The sequence below is a fragment of the Exiguobacterium sp. s124 genome, assembly GCF_018617485.1.
Taxonomy (GTDB): Bacteria; Bacillota; Bacilli; order Exiguobacteriales; family Exiguobacteriaceae; genus Exiguobacterium; species Exiguobacterium aestuarii.
Window position 1 is genome coordinate 2,021,911 of sequence record NZ_JACSKH010000001.1, and the last position, 17,232, is coordinate 2,039,142.

At 47.2% G+C, this 17,232-nt stretch carries 14 protein-coding genes and 14 tRNA genes; 2 read left to right on the forward strand and 26 right to left on the reverse strand.

Going from position 1 to position 17,232, the window contains the following annotated elements; translation table 11 throughout:
• Positions 1-50 precede the first annotated feature (50 nt).
• Positions 51-1,778, reverse strand: coding sequence for a phospho-sugar mutase (locus KNO85_RS10465; protein ID WP_214789730.1), 1,728 nt, complete (start codon positions 1,776-1,778; stop codon positions 51-53).
• 100 nt (positions 1,779-1,878) lie between these two features.
• On the opposite strand from KNO85_RS10465, the gene KNO85_RS10470 reads away from it, so the two are divergent.
• Complete coding sequence (locus KNO85_RS10470) at positions 1,879-2,694, forward strand: sulfurtransferase (RefSeq protein ID WP_214789731.1); 816 nt, start codon at positions 1,879-1,881, stop codon at positions 2,692-2,694.
• A gap of 52 nt (positions 2,695-2,746) precedes the next feature.
• Here KNO85_RS10470 and KNO85_RS10475 read toward each other — a convergent pair whose 3' ends face one another.
• Genes KNO85_RS10475 through KNO85_RS10490 form a run of 4 tightly spaced genes read right to left on the reverse strand, consistent with a single transcriptional unit; the run spans position 2,747 to position 8,935 of the window.
• The gene (locus KNO85_RS10475; RefSeq protein WP_214789733.1) at positions 2,747-5,179 is read right to left on the reverse strand and encodes a glycogen/starch/alpha-glucan phosphorylase; all 2,433 of its coding nucleotides are present in this window, start codon (positions 5,177-5,179) and stop codon (positions 2,747-2,749) included.
• A gap of 22 nt (positions 5,180-5,201) precedes the next feature.
• A complete protein-coding gene (gene glgA / locus KNO85_RS10480; RefSeq protein WP_214789735.1) occupies positions 5,202-6,635 on the reverse strand; it encodes a glycogen synthase GlgA in 1,434 nt (477 codons plus the stop codon).
• Positions 6,636-6,645: 10 nt separating this feature from the next.
• Complete coding sequence (glgD, locus tag KNO85_RS10485; RefSeq protein ID WP_251126761.1) at positions 6,646-7,839, reverse strand: glucose-1-phosphate adenylyltransferase subunit GlgD; 1,194 nt, start codon at positions 7,837-7,839, stop codon at positions 6,646-6,648.
• Positions 7,781-8,935 carry a glucose-1-phosphate adenylyltransferase gene (locus KNO85_RS10490; RefSeq protein ID WP_214789737.1) on the reverse strand — a complete coding sequence of 385 codons (1,155 nt, stop codon included), beginning with the start codon at positions 8,933-8,935 and terminating at the stop codon, positions 7,781-7,783. Before KNO85_RS10490 ends, glgD begins: the two co-directional genes overlap by 59 nt.
• Before the next feature lie 154 nt (positions 8,936-9,089).
• Between KNO85_RS10490 and KNO85_RS10495 the strand changes: the two genes are divergently transcribed.
• On the forward strand, positions 9,090-10,877 hold the full coding sequence (locus KNO85_RS10495; protein WP_214789739.1) for a transglycosylase domain-containing protein: 1,788 nt from the start codon (positions 9,090-9,092) through the stop codon (positions 10,875-10,877).
• 50 nt (positions 10,878-10,927) lie between these two features.
• On the opposite strand, the gene KNO85_RS10500 is transcribed toward KNO85_RS10495, so the two are convergent.
• From KNO85_RS10500 to KNO85_RS10595, 21 genes are all read right to left on the reverse strand, one after another.
• Positions 10,928-11,812, reverse strand: a complete 885-nt coding sequence (locus tag KNO85_RS10500; RefSeq protein ID WP_214789741.1) for a hypothetical protein — start codon at positions 11,810-11,812, stop codon at positions 10,928-10,930.
• Positions 11,809-12,366, reverse strand: coding sequence for a DUF5366 family protein (locus tag KNO85_RS10505; RefSeq protein WP_214789743.1), 558 nt, complete (start codon positions 12,364-12,366; stop codon positions 11,809-11,811). The genes KNO85_RS10500 and KNO85_RS10505 overlap by 4 nt, the downstream gene beginning before the upstream one ends.
• Before the next feature lie 227 nt (positions 12,367-12,593).
• A complete protein-coding gene (gene trmL, locus KNO85_RS10510; RefSeq protein WP_214789745.1) occupies positions 12,594-13,067 on the reverse strand; it encodes a tRNA (uridine(34)/cytosine(34)/5-carboxymethylaminomethyluridine(34)-2'-O)-methyltransferase TrmL in 474 nt (157 codons plus the stop codon).
• Between the two features lie 11 nt (positions 13,068-13,078).
• Entirely contained in the window at positions 13,079-13,519 is a 441-nt protein-coding gene (locus tag KNO85_RS10515) for a methylated-DNA--[protein]-cysteine S-methyltransferase (protein WP_214789747.1), read from the reverse strand.
• Positions 13,500-14,648 carry a tRNA epoxyqueuosine(34) reductase QueG gene (gene queG, locus KNO85_RS10520; protein WP_214789749.1) on the reverse strand — a complete coding sequence of 383 codons (1,149 nt, stop codon included), beginning with the start codon at positions 14,646-14,648 and terminating at the stop codon, positions 13,500-13,502. Before queG ends, KNO85_RS10515 begins: the two co-directional genes overlap by 20 nt.
• A gap of 67 nt (positions 14,649-14,715) precedes the next feature.
• Positions 14,716-14,786 (reverse strand) — tRNA-Gly (locus KNO85_RS10525).
• A 122-nt stretch (positions 14,787-14,908) separates the two neighbouring features.
• Entirely contained in the window at positions 14,909-15,646 is a 738-nt protein-coding gene (locus tag KNO85_RS10530; RefSeq protein ID WP_251130624.1) for a DUF2332 domain-containing protein, read from the reverse strand.
• Between the two features lie 22 nt (positions 15,647-15,668).
• On the reverse strand, positions 15,669-15,977 hold the full coding sequence (locus KNO85_RS14925) for a DUF2332 domain-containing protein (RefSeq protein WP_260570026.1): 309 nt from the start codon (positions 15,975-15,977) through the stop codon (positions 15,669-15,671).
• A 96-nt stretch (positions 15,978-16,073) separates the two neighbouring features.
• Positions 16,074-16,154: transfer RNA gene (locus KNO85_RS10535), tRNA-Leu, on the reverse strand.
• A gap of 9 nt (positions 16,155-16,163) precedes the next feature.
• Positions 16,164-16,237 (reverse strand) — tRNA-Cys (locus KNO85_RS10540).
• Positions 16,238-16,247: 10 nt separating this feature from the next.
• Positions 16,248-16,322, reverse strand: a tRNA-Gly gene (locus KNO85_RS10545).
• Positions 16,323-16,326: 4 nt separating this feature from the next.
• Positions 16,327-16,401, reverse strand: a tRNA-Gln gene (locus KNO85_RS10550).
• 7 nt (positions 16,402-16,408) lie between these two features.
• A tRNA-His gene (locus KNO85_RS10555) sits at positions 16,409-16,484 on the reverse strand.
• A 17-nt stretch (positions 16,485-16,501) separates the two neighbouring features.
• Positions 16,502-16,572, reverse strand: a tRNA-Trp gene (locus KNO85_RS10560).
• A gap of 3 nt (positions 16,573-16,575) precedes the next feature.
• Positions 16,576-16,659, reverse strand: a tRNA-Tyr gene (locus KNO85_RS10565).
• Positions 16,660-16,664: 5 nt separating this feature from the next.
• Positions 16,665-16,740: transfer RNA gene (locus KNO85_RS10570), tRNA-Phe, on the reverse strand.
• 31 nt (positions 16,741-16,771) lie between these two features.
• Positions 16,772-16,847: transfer RNA gene (locus KNO85_RS10575), tRNA-Asp, on the reverse strand.
• Between the two features lie 9 nt (positions 16,848-16,856).
• Positions 16,857-16,930 (reverse strand) — tRNA-Met (locus KNO85_RS10580).
• A gap of 16 nt (positions 16,931-16,946) precedes the next feature.
• Positions 16,947-17,021 (reverse strand) — tRNA-Glu (locus KNO85_RS10585).
• Positions 17,022-17,041: 20 nt separating this feature from the next.
• A tRNA-Ser gene (locus KNO85_RS10590) sits at positions 17,042-17,132 on the reverse strand.
• 11 nt (positions 17,133-17,143) lie between these two features.
• Positions 17,144-17,218, reverse strand: a tRNA-Asn gene (locus tag KNO85_RS10595).
• Positions 17,219-17,232 lie beyond the last annotated feature (14 nt).

The following is a 17,232-nucleotide window of genomic DNA, read 5'->3' on the forward strand; positions in this document are numbered from 1 at the left end:
CTTCATGTCAAACAAAAAACATCACCCTATCGCTAGAGTGATGTCTCCCATCAGTCGATGGCTTTTGCCTGTTTCATGACGTCTGCTTCAATCGCTTCACGTTTCGCCGTCGTCTTCTCGGCGCGATCCGCGTGTACACTGAAGTAAAACTTGATTTTCGGCTCTGTACCAGATGGGCGAAGGCAGAACCAAGACCCGTCCGCAAAGACGAATTTCAAGACGTTCGATGAAGGCAACTCGATGGCTTCAGACGTATTTGTCCGTAAGTCAGTTGCCACTTGCTTCTTATAATCTTCGAAACGAACGACTTCATACCCACCGACTTCTTTCGGTGGATTAGCACGGAACGCTTCCATCATTCGCCCGATTTGTTCGAGACCTGCTTTCCCTTTTAGCGTCATCGACTGTAATGACTCTTCATAGAAGCCATACTTCTCATAAATCGATTGCAACGCATCGTAGAGCGTCCGGCCGTTTTGCTTATGGTAGGCCGCCATCTCCGCTGCGAGTAAACAAGCTTGGACAGCATCTTTGTCGCGACAGAAGTCGCCAATCAAATAGCCGTAGCTTTCTTCATAGCCAAAGAGGAATTCATATTCACCTGACTCCTCATATTGTTTGATTTTCTCGCCGATGAATTTGAATCCCGTCAACGTGTTCTCAAGGTGTACGCCATAAGCTTTCGCGATCGCGGCACCGAGTTCTGACGTGACGATCGTCTTAGCGACGAAGCCGTTCGATGGGAGTGTTCCCGTCTCGCTCTTTTGTGAGAGGATATATTCCATTAAGAGCGCACCCGTCTGGTTCCCAGTCAAGACGAACCATTCCCCGTCACGCCCGCGTACCGTCAAGCCTACACGGTCCGCATCCGGATCGGTCGCCATGAGTAAATCGGCCCCGACACGATCTCCGTATTCCATCGCTAGTTTAAATGCAGCCTTTTCCTCCGGGTTCGGATAGCTGACGGTCGGGAAGGCACCGTCTGGTTCTGCCTGCTCTTCTACAATCGTCACATGGTTAAACCCATATGCTTTCAATCCTTCCATGACCGGACGACGTCCCGTTCCGTGGAGCGGCGAATAGACGATCTGAAGGGGGCTATCCTGTATGTCACGATGAATCCGAATCGACTGGAGCGCTTCCATATAAGCTTCATCGACGGATGGATCGACTGTGACGAGGAACCCCGTTTGGCGAAGCGCCGCCTCATCTTCAATCTCGATCTTCAACTCATCTTCAATCGCATTGACGTAACTGACGAGTTCATCCGCTTCCGCTGGCGGAAGTTGCCCACCGTCTGCTCCATACACTTTGAACCCGTTATATTCTGGCGGGTTGTGACTCGCTGTGATGACAATGCCACCGAACGCATTCAAATGACGTACGGCAAACGAGAGTTCGGGTGTAGCGCGCAAACTTGGGAACAAGTACGTCTTGATTCCGTTTGACGCAAGCGTCCGCGCCGCCTCCAAAGCAAACTCAGGTGAAAAATGACGAGAGTCATGGGCGATCACGACACCATGACGTTTCGCCTCTTCTCCTGAAGCAGCGATAAAGTCCGCAAAGCCTTGTGATGCTTTTCGAATCGTATACACGTTCATTCGGTTCGCACCTGGTCCGATTTCTCCGCGCATCCCGCCTGTCCCGAATTCAAGCGTCTTATAAAATGCATCTTCTAACGTCGTCTCATCCTTTGCGAGCTCATCAAGTTCCGCACGTAAATGCGGTGCTAGCCCTTCAAATTGATTCCAACGGTCATATGTTTGTTGCCATGTCATGATTCATTCCCCTTTCACCCTCAAAAAATTCAATCGAAGTACTCGCCAATTGCTTCCATCTTGTATACGATGAGAGTAACGAAACCTCGAGGTGATATTAATGTTTCCAACAATGCGTGCCCAAGAATTAAAACAAATCGTGCATACGAACTCGATTCGTTTCATCGATTGCCGATATTCACTAAACGACGCGTCCTATGGTAAATATGTCTACCGAAAGGGACACCTTCCGAACGCTGTCTTTCTCGACTTGATGGAAGACTTGTCCGGTCCGCTCGGCGAACATGGCGGACGTCACCCGCTTCCTTCAAAAGAAGCGTGGACGGCAACGCTCCGCCGCATCGGCCTTAATAAAGAAGATTTGGTCATCATTTATGATGACGGCTTCCCATTCGCAGCTCGTGCATGGTGGCTCTTCAAATGGGCCGGTCACGAACGGGTCGTTGTCTTAGAAGGCGGCATCCAATCTGGCATCACCTATTGCGGTGAGACTACGACGGACGTCCCAAACTATCCAGCGAGTGACTATACACCAGACTTCCGAGACGACATGATCGCGACACTCGAAGAGGTGAAAGCTGCCACAAGCGGCTCCCTCTATGATTCACGAACAGAAGACCGCTTCAACGGGTCACATGAACCGATTGACAAAAAAGCAGGTCATATCCCGAACGCGTTGCTCTGTTCTTATGCCGAGGCCATCACGGAGCTCGGTACATTAGAGGACTTTCACGATTTAAAAGAACTCTATAAAGACGTTCTTTCTGTCGAAAATCCAATCTTTTATTGCGGTAGTGGTGTGACCGCCTGTGTCAATATTCTCGCGCTACACGCCCTCGGTAAAGACGATGTTCGACTCTATCCAGGATCCTATTCTGACTGGATCAGCTATCCAGAAAACGAGGTCCACCCGTGACGGGTGGATCGTTTTTATTTTACACCGATTTTAATGTTATTCCAAAAAATCTTTATTTAACGCTCGTCGGTTTGATATTCCAGACCGCATTCGCATATTCCGTGATGGTCCGGTCACTTGAGAAGATCCCCGATTTTGCTGTGTTGACGATTGAGCTCTCTGCCCAACGCGAACGATCACTGAATACTTCATCGACACGTCGCTGTGCTCGCATATAAGAGACGAAGTCTTTCAATACGAGGAAGTCATCGTTATAGACGAGAAGTGAATCGAAAATCGACTGGAACTGATATTCGCCCACCTTATCGAACGTCCCATTGACGAGACCGTCAACCACATCTTTGATTTCTTGATGGGCGTGATAAATCTCCGCCGCATGGTATCCCCCGAATTTTTTATAGTTCATGACTTCTTGTGGGGATAACCCAAAAATAAAGATATGATCGTCTCCGACCGCGTCACGAATCTCGATATTGGCCCCATCTAGCGTACCGATCGTCAACGCACCGTTCATCATGAATTTCATGTTGCCGGTACCCGATGCCTCGTAGCTCGCCGTCGAGATTTGTTCGCTCAAGTCAGACCCTGGGAAAATACGTTCAGCCATCGAGACACGATAGTTCTCAAGGAAGATGACTTTGATGAATTGGCTCGCCCGCTTATCTTTATTGATTAAAGTAGCAAGCGCATTGATATAGCGAATGATTTCTTTCGCATAATGGTACCCCGGTGCCGCCTTCGCACCAAAAATAAACGTACGCGGGACCATCGTAAACGTCGGATCCGCTTGAATCTTCAAGTAAAGTGCATGGATATGAAGAGCGTTTAGAAGCTGACGCTTATAGGCGTGGAGACGTTTGACTTGAACATCAAAAATTGAGTGTGGGTCAACGGTTTCTCCCGTCTCTTCCTGAATGTAAGCAGCCAAATCAAATTTGTTCTGTTGTTTCACATCCATCACAATCTCTTGGAAACTCTTATCTTTCGAGACACCCATCAACTTCTCCAAATCGTTCGGATGCTCAATCCATGACGGACCAATCGCCTCCGTAATCGCATCAGACAATCGTGGATTCGACTTCAAGAGCCAACGTCGATGTGTGATTCCGTTCGTCTTGTTGTTGAAGCGAAGCGGGAACATCTCATATAAATAACGCATCTCACGCTGTTTCAAGATATCGGTATGAATCTGGGCAACCCCGTTCGTGGAATGCGAGCCAACGACGGCTAGGTTCGCCATATTGATGTGTTCATTCGACACGATTGCGATTTCACCCATATGTGATTCAAGATGAGGATAGTTGACTAATACGTCCCGACAGAAGCGTCGATTAATCTCTTCGATAATCTGATACACACGTGGTAATAGTCGTTGATACATCTCGACCGGCCATTTCTCTAACGCTTCAGCGAGGAGCGTATGGTTCGTGAACGACATGACGCTCTTCGTGATGCGCCACGCCTCATCCCAACCATATCCATGCTCATCCATCAAGATTCGCATCAGTTCAGGGATTGCGACAACCGGGTGCGTATCGTTGATATGGATGGCATAATGGTCCCCTAATTGTTTGAGGGATTTATTCCGTTTCATATAAGAAGCGAGCAACGATTGAATCCCTGCCGACACAAAGAAGTACTGTTGTTTTAAACGCAATACTTTTCCTTCATACGTCGTATCGTCTGGATATAAAAATTCCGAAATGGTCGCAATCGACTGCTTATGTCGCAACAAGTCTTTATACGTCCCTTTCGTTTTCTCCAAATACGCCTCATCGTCAAGTGGTGATTCGGCATTCCAAAGACGTAACGTATTCACGACGTCATTTTGATAGCCGATGATGGGCATGTCGTACGGCACTGCTCTCACGACTTCGTCTGGATGATGGACGACGCGCAACCGATCACCGATTTGCTTCATCTCAATCCATCCGCCGAAGTTGATGTCGACCGCTTTATCCTGACGTCTCGTCTCCCACATGTTCCCGTCACGTAGCCAGTTGTCCGGCAACTCGACTTGATACCCATCGACAATCTTTTGTTTGAAAAGCCCATACCGGTAACGAATCCCGTTCCCGTGACCAGGCAAACTGAGCGCGGCCAATGAATCGAGGAAGCAGGCTGCTAGGCGACCAAGACCTCCATTTCCAAGTCCCGGTTCTGGTTCTAGCTCTGTGATCTCCGTAAAGTCATATCCGAGGTCCTCGAGTCCTTCTTTGACGAGCTCTAACACGTCTAGACTCAACAAGTTGTTGTACAGGAAACGACCTAATAAAAACTCAAGCGAGAAGTAGATGACTTGCTTGCTATGTTTTTCTTCTTGACGGTCGCGCGTATGAATCCATTTTGGCATGGCCTGTTCGCGCACCATCGTTGCCAAGGTTTGATACACTTCCTGCTCTGTCCCATCTTCGATCGACTTCCCATTCAATGCGATGAATCGTTCTTTAAACGCGTCGACAAAGCTCTGTTTATCTGTGAACATAAATCAAGTTAGCTCCTTCCACTCATGCGAATAAATGATATAACTCACGATATTGCTTGGCGGATTGTTTCCAGCTAAAGTCCGCGGTCATCGCCTGATGGACGAGGGCATGCCAATTTTCTTTCTCATAGAAGACACGAATCGCTTTTTCGATTGTTGCCAACATTTCGTGAGCATTATAGTTCATGAACCCGAATCCGGTCCCTTCTTGTGTGAACTCGTTATACGGCTTCACCGTGTCACGAAGTCCACCCGTTTCACGGACAATCGGTAACGTCCCATAGCGCATCGAAATCAATTGGCTGAGTCCACAAGGTTCAAAACGTGACGGCATTAAAAAAGCATCCGATCCAGCGTAAATTAAGTGTGCGAGTTCGATGTCAAAACCGATATATGAGCCCACTTTCCCTGGATGTGCTGCTGTCATCTCGTGAACGATTCCTTCATATTCTGGCTGTCCGGAACCGAGAAATGCGAATTGGCATGGCAACTGACCGAGTTCTTCAAATACTCCGTTAATCAAATCGAGCCCTTTTTGGTCGACGAGACGGCTAACGAACCCGATGAGCATGACATCATCTCGAACCTCAAGACCGAGTCGTTCTTGTAACGCTCGTTTATTGGCGAGTTTACCTTCTTTGTACGTATCGAGGTTATACGTCTGTTCGATACGCGGATCTGTAAACGGATCGTTCGTTGCCAAATCGATTCCGTTTAAAATCCCTCGGACGTCGACCGCACGATGACGTAAGGCTCCGTCCAATCCTTCACCGTAATACGGTTCCATGATTTCGTCTCGATATGACGGGCTGACGGTCGTAATTTGATCAGAATGCACGATTCCGGCTTTCATGTAATTGACGAGACCATTATGTTGAATGCCTTCGGCCGTAAAATGTTCAGGACCGAACTGTAACAGTTCGCCGAGAATCTCTTCTGGGAAAATCCCTTGGTATTGCAGGTTATGGATAGTATAGACTGTGCGAATGCGTTGATACGCTTCAATATGTTGATAATGAATTCGTAAGAAGGCCGGTAAAATCCCTGTCTGCCAGTCATGGCAATGAAGGACATCAGGTACATCTTCCATCTTCCTAATCATTTCGAGAACCGCCCGTGAAAAGAAGGCAAAGCGTTCCGCATCATCAAAGTGTCCATATAAAACACCGTCACGTTTAAAGTAATACTCGTTATCGATGAAATAATACGTGATGCCATCTCGCTCTAATTTCAAGACCGCACCGAATTGCTTCCGCCAACCGACCGGAACGATCAGGTCGAACAAATATTCCATCTCGTCCACATATTCGTCAGCAATCGAGCCATATTTCGGCATGACGACGCTCACTTCTTCTCCTAAATCCGCCACCGCTTGAGGGAGCGAACCGACAACGTCGGCGAGCCCCCCCGTTTTCATGAACGGTGCCGCTTCTGAAGCAACATACCAAATTTTCATAAAATCCTCCTCACACCACTGTTCGTTTTGCGATGACAATCGGCTCGTCGATTGTACCTCGGATGACCTGTCCTCGTTTTACGACGACTTCCTTATCCAGGATTGCGTTTTCGACGACAGCACCTTCTTCAATGATTGACTTCGACGAGATGATTGAGTTTTTCACGCGGGCGTGCTTACTCACTTGAACACCACGGAAGAGAATACTGTTTTGAACTTCGCCATGAATCTTACACCCGTTCGCGACGAGCGCTTCATTCACTTTTGACCCTTTCAAATAACGAGTCGGTGGCTCATGCTTGATTTTCGTATAGATGTGCGGGAAGTCATAAATGATTCCTTCCCCACGAAGCAATCGCATACTTTCGTTATAGTACGAAAGCACCGAGTGGATGACCTGCATTTTCCCGACATAATGGTAGCCGTGTACATGCAAACGGTGGAGCTGAGGGCGAATGACACCGTCTAATAAATCGTATTCTCCTTTAGACGTCGCTTCGTCGACGAGACGCATAAAGAGATTTTTCGACATGACGATCGTTTCTGTATAAGCGTATTCATCATCTGGTGAAAAGCCGCGTTCTGACACGCCAACGACGCGATCATTCTCGCCGAGGCGGATTGGACGACAGTAGCCGCATTTCTGCTCATGCGTCGTATAGGCAAGCGTAATGTCCGCGCCCATCGACTTGTGATGCTCAAGCATGTCGTTATAGTCAATCGTCGTCAACACGTTCGAGCCCGTAATGACAACATACGGCTGCTTGCTGCGAATGAAATGTTCTCGGTGCATCGAGAAGTTGGCTAAGTCACCAAGATACGCTTCCCCGTCCGGCTTTAAGGCAGGTGGGAAAATGTGAAGTCCCCCTTGTGAACGGTCCAAATCCCATTCTTTCCCCGAGCCGAGATGGTCCATCAATGAGCGGTACTTGTCTAACGTGAAAATCCCGACTTGACTGATGTTTTGTGTGATCATATTCGTCAACGTGAAATCAATCAGACGATAGCGCCCCGAGAATGGAACCGCTGCTAAATTACGATGACCTGTGAATTCTGGAAACAGACCTTGCTCCGTTCCTAAGTTAATGACCCCTAATAAATCGTTCGTCAACAGTAACGCCTCCTTGCGTCGATCTTTACTCGTTTCAAACTCTTTGTTTGAAGACGGTTCCGCTTTCAATGTTTTCGTGTGGTTCAATAACAACGATTTCACCACCCGGCTCACCGACTGTCGCGCCGTCTTCAATGACTGCACAGCTTGCGACAATGGCTCTGTGAATTGTTACATCTTTCCCGATTCTAGCTCCCGGCATGATGACCGAGTCTTTCACGAGCGATCCTTCTCCGACACGAACGTCATAGAACAAGACCGAATGTTGAACTTCCCCTTCGATATGACACCCTTCATTGATCACAGACTGCTCGACGCAGGCATCTTTACCGATATATTGTGGTGTCTGATTCGGATTGACCGAATAAATTTTCCAGTTCGGATCATACAAATCAAATGGTGGTTCTTCTTCTAACAGATCCATGTTTGCTTCCCAAAGCGATTGAATGGTTCCGACGTCTTTCCAATATCCTTTGAATTTATAAGCGAAAACATCAAGTCCTTGGAGAAGTGTGTTTGGAATGATGTTCTTCCCGAAGTCAAAGCTTGACGTCTCATCCTCCGCATCTTTAATCAAATGCTCACGCAAGACACTCCAGTTGAAGATATAAATCCCCATCGATGCCAAGTTGCTCTTCGGCTCTTCAGGTTTCTCTTCGAACTCATTGATGCGTAGGTCATCCGCCGTGTTCAAAATCCCGAAACGTGACGCTTCGTCCCACGGTACTTCCATTACGGAGATTGTCACATCAGCTTGTCTTTCTTTATGGGCTTCGAGCATCTTCTCGTAGTCCATCTTGTAGATGTGGTCTCCTGACAGAATCAAGACATAATCTGGCTCATAAGCGTCGATATAGCTCAAGTTACGATAGATCGCATTCGCTGTCCCTTCGTACCAATTTTTCCCCGACTGTGCTTGGTAAGGTGGAAGAATCGCTAATCCCCCATTGCGACGATCTAAATCCCATGCCGTCCCGATTCCTAAGTAACGATTCAATTCAAGTGGCTCGTATTGCGTCAACACCCCGACTGTTGTAATTCCAGAGTTCGTGCAGTTTGACAATGGGAAATCGATAATGCGGTACTTTCCGCCAAAATGAACGGCAGGCTTCGCCGTTTTTCGCGTGAGAGGCCCCAATCGTTTTCCTTCTCCTCCCGCAAGGAGCATTGCAACCATTTCTTGCTTCATAAATAATAAGCCTCCTCAAAATCGTAATATACAACCTCTTTTACCCTTTTTCGCTCTTTCCTAAAGTATTCCTTCTCGAATTATTATATGATAACGTTTACATTTTTATTTTTTTGTAAATTTGACGATATAATGAATAGAAAGAGGTGAAACGATGAGAGCTTGGATTGGAATCTTATTTTTTGCGGGACTATTAGCGACTTCCTTGACACTCGCAAATGCATTGAAAGAAGAAATCAAAAAGACTGATGAAATCTTATCTTGGGGACAAGAGCTGGTGTCAGCCCAACCACTCTCGTCGAAACATGCCATCACGCTCGCTTACAATGGCGGCGAACAGCAAATTTACTTGGCAGGACGCAGAAATGATGTCTCACCCAAGGCATTGCCCGAACACATTCAAGAAGCCATTATGATCATCGAAGACCGAAAATTTAACGCCCATCCCGGCTACGATTTGAGCGGGATTGCCAGGGCATTTATTAATAACGCAAATGAGACATCTGTTCAAGGTGGAAGTACCATCACCCAACAGCTCGCACGAAATGTTTACCTTACTCATGAACGGACATATGAGCGTAAAGTAAAGGAATTATTGATCGCACGAGCGCTTGAAGAAAACTATAGCAAGAAAGAAATATTAACCGCTTATAGCAATGTTATTTTCTTCGGACATAACGTATATGGGATTCAATCTGCGGCCGATACATACTTTTCGAGACCGCTCGCCGATCTAAACTGGAATCAACTCGCCTACTTATTGACGGTACCGAATAACCCGTCACTCTATGACCCGCTCAATCCATCAGATGCATACTTCGAACGAAAAGATCGGATTTTGACACAACTATTTGAAGCAGGTGTCATCTCAAAGAGTGCCTATGACCAATATTATGGTGTGCACCTAGAGGCTTCTTACCGAAATCAAACGATTCAATATCCGGATTATATGGATACGGCCGTCCGCGAGGCGATTCAGTTAGTCCGTTCACGGTATGACTTGGATGACGCCGAAGCAAGAGACTATTTATCGACGCATGAAGCGACGATCGAGACATACTTATCGACAGCCAAACAGACGAAAGCAAAAGCCGTGATGAGTCAACTTCCATCCGGGTTGAACGGAGGATATACAGAACTGACACCTCAAGGACGAATTGTGGCGATGGTCGATTCAGAAATGACACAAGTCGGTGAATTTAACCGAGCGACTCAAGCCTATCGTCAACCGGGTTCCGCGATCAAACCGATTCTCGTGTTCGCCCCGTTCATCGAAGAGACTAAGGCAACGCTTGATACAATTCTCGATGGTCGACCGACATGTTACGGTTCCTATTGTCCTGGGAACAGTCACGACCGTGTGTTAGGCGATGTGTTATTGAAAGATGCAGTCGCCTACTCCTACAACACGCCAGCCTTGGCGGCTTTTTCGGCAATCGATCAGCGACGTGCCTACGAGACGGCTGACATGATGTTCAGTCAATGGGATGAACAGAACGAAAACTTAGCGAGCGCGCTCGGTGGGCTCACACAAGGTGTCTCTCCGAAAGAACTTGCGGCCGCTTACACACCGTTCTTAAACAAAGGTGTCTATACATCCGGTCATACGATTAAACAAATCACATTCAAATCTGGTGAGCCCGCACTGACGCCTATTTTGAAAGAAGAGGCAGTCTGGTCTCCCGATACCATGAACGTGATGAAGAAGGCTTTATCGACCGTCACGACGTACGGAACGGGACGTTACGCGAGTAAAGTGAAACGTGATTACGAATACCTTGGAGGAAAGACAGGCACGACGAATGACAATAAAGATATGTGGTACGTCGGATTAACAGATCAAACCATCACGGCGATTTGGCTTGGAGCCGACAAGCCTCGTCCGTTCCCTGAACTCGCCAACCGAGCTTATCCAGCGATTGTCTGGACGGAGGCACATTGATTAAAAAGAGTCAGCCGTTTTTTCATCGGCTGACTCTTTTTGTCATGGTCTCATTCGCTTTTTGATCTACGTTCGACTTGCATCCGATAATCTCCCCACTGTTTCATTAATTCATCGTGGTGGATGAGTTTCCATGGATTGAAACGAACTTGACCATGCTTGTTGAAGTAAAGGTTTTGCCGAATGCAGTAACTAGCATGAACGAGCTGTCCTCCACCATCCCAAAAGGTGAGGACGTCATCCGATTCCGGAATAACATCCGTCACGGTTTTATAACCGCTAAACTGAATCGTTTGCAGAAACGTCTCCGGATGAATCCACTGATGAATCATCCATTCGTTTTGTGTGGCGGCGAATAAAGTCGCCGCAAGACAGTTATCCCCATCACGAATCGGAAATGTGTTCGCATATGTAGCGAGATAGGCGGGAATACGTTCGTCACATCGCTCCCCTTCCCACATATCCCATTCTTTCGCATAGCGATAGATCAGCGAATGACGGGTTTCCGTCGAAAGCTCCTTCCAGTTTGACTCGTGTAAGACAATGAAACATTGCCCATCCTTCTCGACAACCGCGTCATCAGATAAGCCGTTCCGTTGCTCGATTGTAAGTGGTAACACAAGCCCGCGATTCGTCGCCACCTGATATTCCAGCAAACGGGTTTTTACGTCCTGACGTAAGCGATCAATCGAAACAGATGGGACATGGGCAATGTATGTCACACCCTCTCCCATCATCCATGTCACATAGGCGTTCGAAAGATATGGACTTTTATAAGTTGGGTGACGGGAAAACTCTTGCCTCGGTAGAATGAGGGAATCACTCGGCAAATCTTCAAGAAAAGTTGAATCTACCCAGTATAACGTCTCTTCTGGAACAAATGATTGACACCACGCCTCTATTTCATCAAAGGTCGGCTCAAATAGCTCTCTCATAAGATGATATCCCCAACAGAATTAAAGAGCCGCAGAATCGACCACCCTAATCCACTGATCAATGTCGCCCACATGACTCCTTGCATGAGCAACAATCCAATTGCACGCGGAACGGACATCGACTGGCTCACTTGCCAGACATAGTAAAAGAGATACATTAGTAGCGTGCAAACGAGGACTGCGATGACCGCAAGTAATGTATTTAAAAACAGAAAACTGATCCCCGAGCCGATGAGGAAGATGATAGCTCCAGGTTTCAGACGATGGAGCGATGTTCCGTTTGTTTCTCTCGCAAAAAAAGCGAAGCCGAGTTGATTGAACGTATCGGCAACCAGCTTGAGTGCACTAAACAACATAAAGAATATGGTGAAGAACACGACCAATACGAACACTTTCGTCTCTTGCACGGATAACAGTTCGATAATTTCACTATATACGCCAATTTGATTCAGCCACTGGATCACATACTCGGACGTTGCAATCGCAAGTGACATGGAAAACAAAATTATTCCGATGAGTGGTGCATAGCTCAGTAAGTACACATTCGTTTTCATGTTCCTTCTCCAATTTCACAGTAATTTCTTATATTCAGTGCAATTCTACTACCAAGTATATTATACTATTTATAGTTATGGAGATTAAAAGGGGGATTTTTGGATGGGCCTATTATTGATGGTTGGAATCAGCGTCGTCTTCCTCGCAGCGATTTTGACAGCTGGATATAACCGTAAACCTGAGGGTAACGAATAAGAGCCGGGATTCTTACGAATCCGGCTCTTTTTTATTTCAACCCTGCATATCCTTGTTGGCGTAGAGCCTCATAAACAATGATGGCAGCTGTATTCGACACGTTCAATGAACGGACGAGATTCGATTGTGGAAGACGGATGCACCGATCTAAGTTGTTCTCGATGACTTCCATCGGCAAACCTTTCGTTTCACGACCGAAGACGAAGAAATAGTCACCTTCTACGTCCGAAACGTCTAAATCACTCGGATATTGTTCTCCATACTTTGTGATATAAAAGAATTCGCCGTCCGGATGCTTTTCCCATAGTTCCTCGATCGAGTCATGATAGCGTACATCGACAAATTGCCAGTAATCTAATCCCGCACGCTTCAACATTTTATCATCTGTCGAAAAACCGAGCGGACGAATTAAATGGAGGACCGAGTTTGTCGCCGCACACGTACGTGAGACGTTCCCTGTATTTGCTGGTATTTCTGGTTGAAACATTACGACATGAATCGCCATAGTTCATTCCCTCACTTTTTCATTTCTAATTCAAGAAGACGTTGTTTTTCAGACAATCCTCCTGCAAAACCGACAAGTTTCCCACTGCTTCCAATTACCCGATGACACGGAAACAAAATCGGTAACGGGTTTCGATTGAGCGCTTGCCCGACCGCACGCACTGCTTTCGGTCGACCGATTTGTTCCGCGATTTGTTTATATGTCCGCGTCTCCCCGTATGGAATCGTCAACAGCGCATCCCATACTTCCTGCTGAAACAGCGTCCCGTTCATTTCGATGAAAGTACGATCCGATGCATCCAACCCATCCTGTTCGACGCGCATCATGAGGTCCCGTAACCAGTCAGGCGCTTCCTCCGTCGGTTCGTGCGTGGTGAACTCAAGAGCGGTCAGCTTACCTGCTGCGTTTAATTTATACACTAACGGTCCCCATTTAGACGACACGATCTTCATGTGCCCACTCCTCTCGATAGATGCGAATCTCTTCATGTACCATGTCAGAGGCTTCATTTCGTTCAATCTCTTCAAAAATCGATTCGGCATCGGGACCAAGAATCGCACCGATTGCCCATACCGCAGTCGCTCGCATGTCTTCACGTTCATCGTTTTGGATGAACTCACGTAAAATCGGAATCGCGGATGGTTCACGATAATGTGCGAGTGCCAAAATCGCATTTCGCTGAATCGGTTTCTTTCCACGCCATGCACCAGATAAGTGTCCGAATTTTTGTTTGAACTCTCGGTTACTCAATGTCAAGAGCGGCTCTAAGAGCGGTTTGACGATTTCTGCTTCCGGTAACAGTTCTTCATGGTGACGCCAATCCTTTTTACGGTTGTACGGGCAGACTTGCTGGCACGTATCACATCCGTATAAGCGACCTCCGAGCTTCGAACGAAACTCTCGTGGCATCAACGTTTTCATTTGTGTCAAATAGGCGATACAACGTTTCGCATCCAGTACACCTGGCTCCACAAGGGCCGTTGTCGGACATGCCGTCATACATTTATTACAATCGCCACACCCATCTTCAATCGCTTCGTCTGGCGGCAAATAGACATCTAAAATCATTTCCCCCAAATATAAATACGATCCCTTTTCAGGTGAGATGATGGAGCAGTTTTTTCCGCTAAAACCAATCCCTGCCCGTTCGGCGACGGCCCGGTCTACGAGCTCACCCGTGTCGACCATTGAACGCGTGCGAACACCAGGAACCAACTCTTCAATGTACGCTTGAAGCTGCTCTAATCGATTGCCGACGGCGCGATGATAATCCAGTCCCCATGAGGCTCGGGCGAATAGCCCGCGCCGCTCTCCGGCGACGCTCCGTGGTGCATCCTTCAACTTACTTGGATACGCGATTGCGATCGCAATGATTGATTGTGCTTCTTCAAGTAAGAGCTCCGGGTTTGTACGCTTCTCTAGGTCGGGCTCTTCAAACCCAGAGGCAAACCCTTTCTCTTGCTGCCGAATAAGTCGCTGTTTCATGACGATGAACGGATCAGCCGTTGTCACTTTCAACTCGTCGATCCCGATGGTTTCGGCATACTCGAGGATTTGTTGTTTTAATGTGTATGGGTCCATTCCGTTCACCTCCTTTATATATTTTCGCATACAAAAAATCTCTCCGCCACTCGGCAGAGAGATATGAAGCGGGTGAAGAGAATCGAACTCTCGTCATCAGCTTGGAAGGCTGAGGTTTTACCATTAAACTACACCCGCATGAAATATTGTTGTCGTTCAAGCGACTATAGTTAATATACACCTATACTATTAAACTGTCAATAAGTATTCGTAAGTTTTTCTAAAATCATTGAAAAAAATATTTCGATATATCTTAATTGTTAGTTTGATGCCTGAACAAATAAGGATTCCAATGGTGTGATCACACGAAATGCCCGTCCATGCCCTTCTGTCTCAGCATACGTCAACTCCGTTAAGCGTCCTGATTGATACATGTCGACATGAAGGTAACGGTCTTGAATATTGTTATAAATATGGAAGACGTCTCGCGTTTGTCCGATCCGCCTCACTTGCTCTAATAGATTTTCTTTCACAGGACGTGGCATCTGATTCGCAACGTGCGTATGGAAGATGCACAGTGTCTCTGTTTTAGGAATACGTGTCGTGAGTTCTTGTAATATAGACACGCCATCTCCTTCAACGAGTGTCACCTTGTCAAAATCGACTTCTTGTATGGTAGCATCGAGCATTTGACGGCGCGTTTCATGCTCCGGCCAAATTAATGCATTCATCCACGACCGTTCTGCTTCGTCCTTTAAATCAATTACATTCAAGTCTATACCGAGACGTGTACCGATATCGAGCGGAATTGTCGCCTCGAGATGGAACGGTTCTTTCGATTCAACGCTTACTGAAATATTTACAGATGAGGCATTTGTCGGATCAAGCGGAACGTCATTATACTCATAGGCATACTGATCAACAAAAAGTTGGAGGCCTGCGCTTGTTCCGATTTCGAGTAAGCCGAGTGGCAACTTCGTCTGTTGTTGGATTCTCATAAAAATCGGATATAAATACGAGCAACGCTGAATCTCATTTGTTTGGACAAGTCGCGTCATGAGTCGCTTGCGAATCTCAGCTTCATATGTATGACAAAACGTCAGAAAAAAAAGGAAATACATCGTCAGGTTGTTTTGGATTCTTCGTCACGCTCAGATAATACATAGCTAGTTCATCGGATTGGTGTTGAAGTACTAACTCATGAACAGCTCCAAACAACAGGTTCGGCACCGGTTGTCCATCAGGTATCTCCTCACACAGAGACAATAGCCATTCATTTTCAGCGACTTCTCTAGCTAATATCTCATACAAGCGACTTGATCCTACACATTCGTTGTCAGCAAATCGGATGAAGCGTTCTACGATCTCTTTTTGGTTGATGTTATTCACCCCTGTTTCTACACTCTAAACCATTCGATTAAAATGATCACTTACCCTGCAAATTGAACACAAAAAAGACCCTAACCTCAGTTAGAGTCATACGGATACCGGTGGTCGGAGTCGAACCGACACTCCAGAGGAACACGATTTTGAGTCGTGCGCGTCTACCAATTCCGCCACACCGGCATATTATGTTGGAGGCGCCAGTCGGAATCGAACCGACGATAGAGGAGTTGCAGTCCTCTGCCTTACCACTTGGCTATGGCGCCAAAAAGTCATTGGAGCGGAAGACGGGATTCGAACCCGCGACCCCGACCTTGGCAAGGTCGTATTCTACCACTGAACTACTTCCGCAAAATGGCTGGGCTGGAAGGGATCGAACCTTCGCATGTCGGAATCAAAATCCGATGCCTTACCACTTGGCTACAGCCCAATAATAATGGGGCGACTGAAGGGAATTGAACCCTCGAATGCCGGAATCACAATCCGGTGCGTTAACCACTTCGCCACAATCGCCATGATTAAATTAAAAACAGGGGCAGCAGGAATCGAACCCGCGCTGACGGTTTTGGAGACCGTAGTTCTACCGCTAAACTATGCCCCTAAGTGGTGGGGGGGGGCGGATTCGAACCGCCGAACCCGAGGGAGCGGATTTACAGTCCGCCGCGTTTAGCCACTTCGCTACCCCCCCACATATGGTGGCTTTGGACGGAATCGAACCGCCGACACAAGGATTTTCAGTCCTTTGCTCTACCAACTGAGCTACAAAGCCATATGTAGTCTTGATTTTTTAAAAATAAAAATGGCGGTCTCGACGGGATTCGAACCCGCGATCTCCTGCGTGACAGGCAGGCATGTTAACCCCTACACCACGAGACCGGACATTAATTGCGGGGGCCGGATTTGAACCGACGACCTTCGGGTTATGAGCCCGACGAGCTACCAGACTGCTCCACCCCGCGACGATATAAAATTAGATGGTGACCCGTACGGGATTCGAACCCGTGTTACCGCCGTGAAAGGGCGGTGTCTTAACCGCTTGACCAACGGGCCATGTTTGAATTTTGAAAAACTGGCGGAGAGCAAGGGATTCGAACCCTTGAGACGGTTTTGCCGCCTACACGAATTCCAATCGTGCTCCTTCGGCCACTCGGACAGCTCTCCAAAAGAGAAAGTGGCTCCGCAAGTAGGATTTGAACCTACGACCTACCGGTTAACAGCCGGTTGCTCTACCACTGAGCTATTGCGGAACGATCTTGCCTGG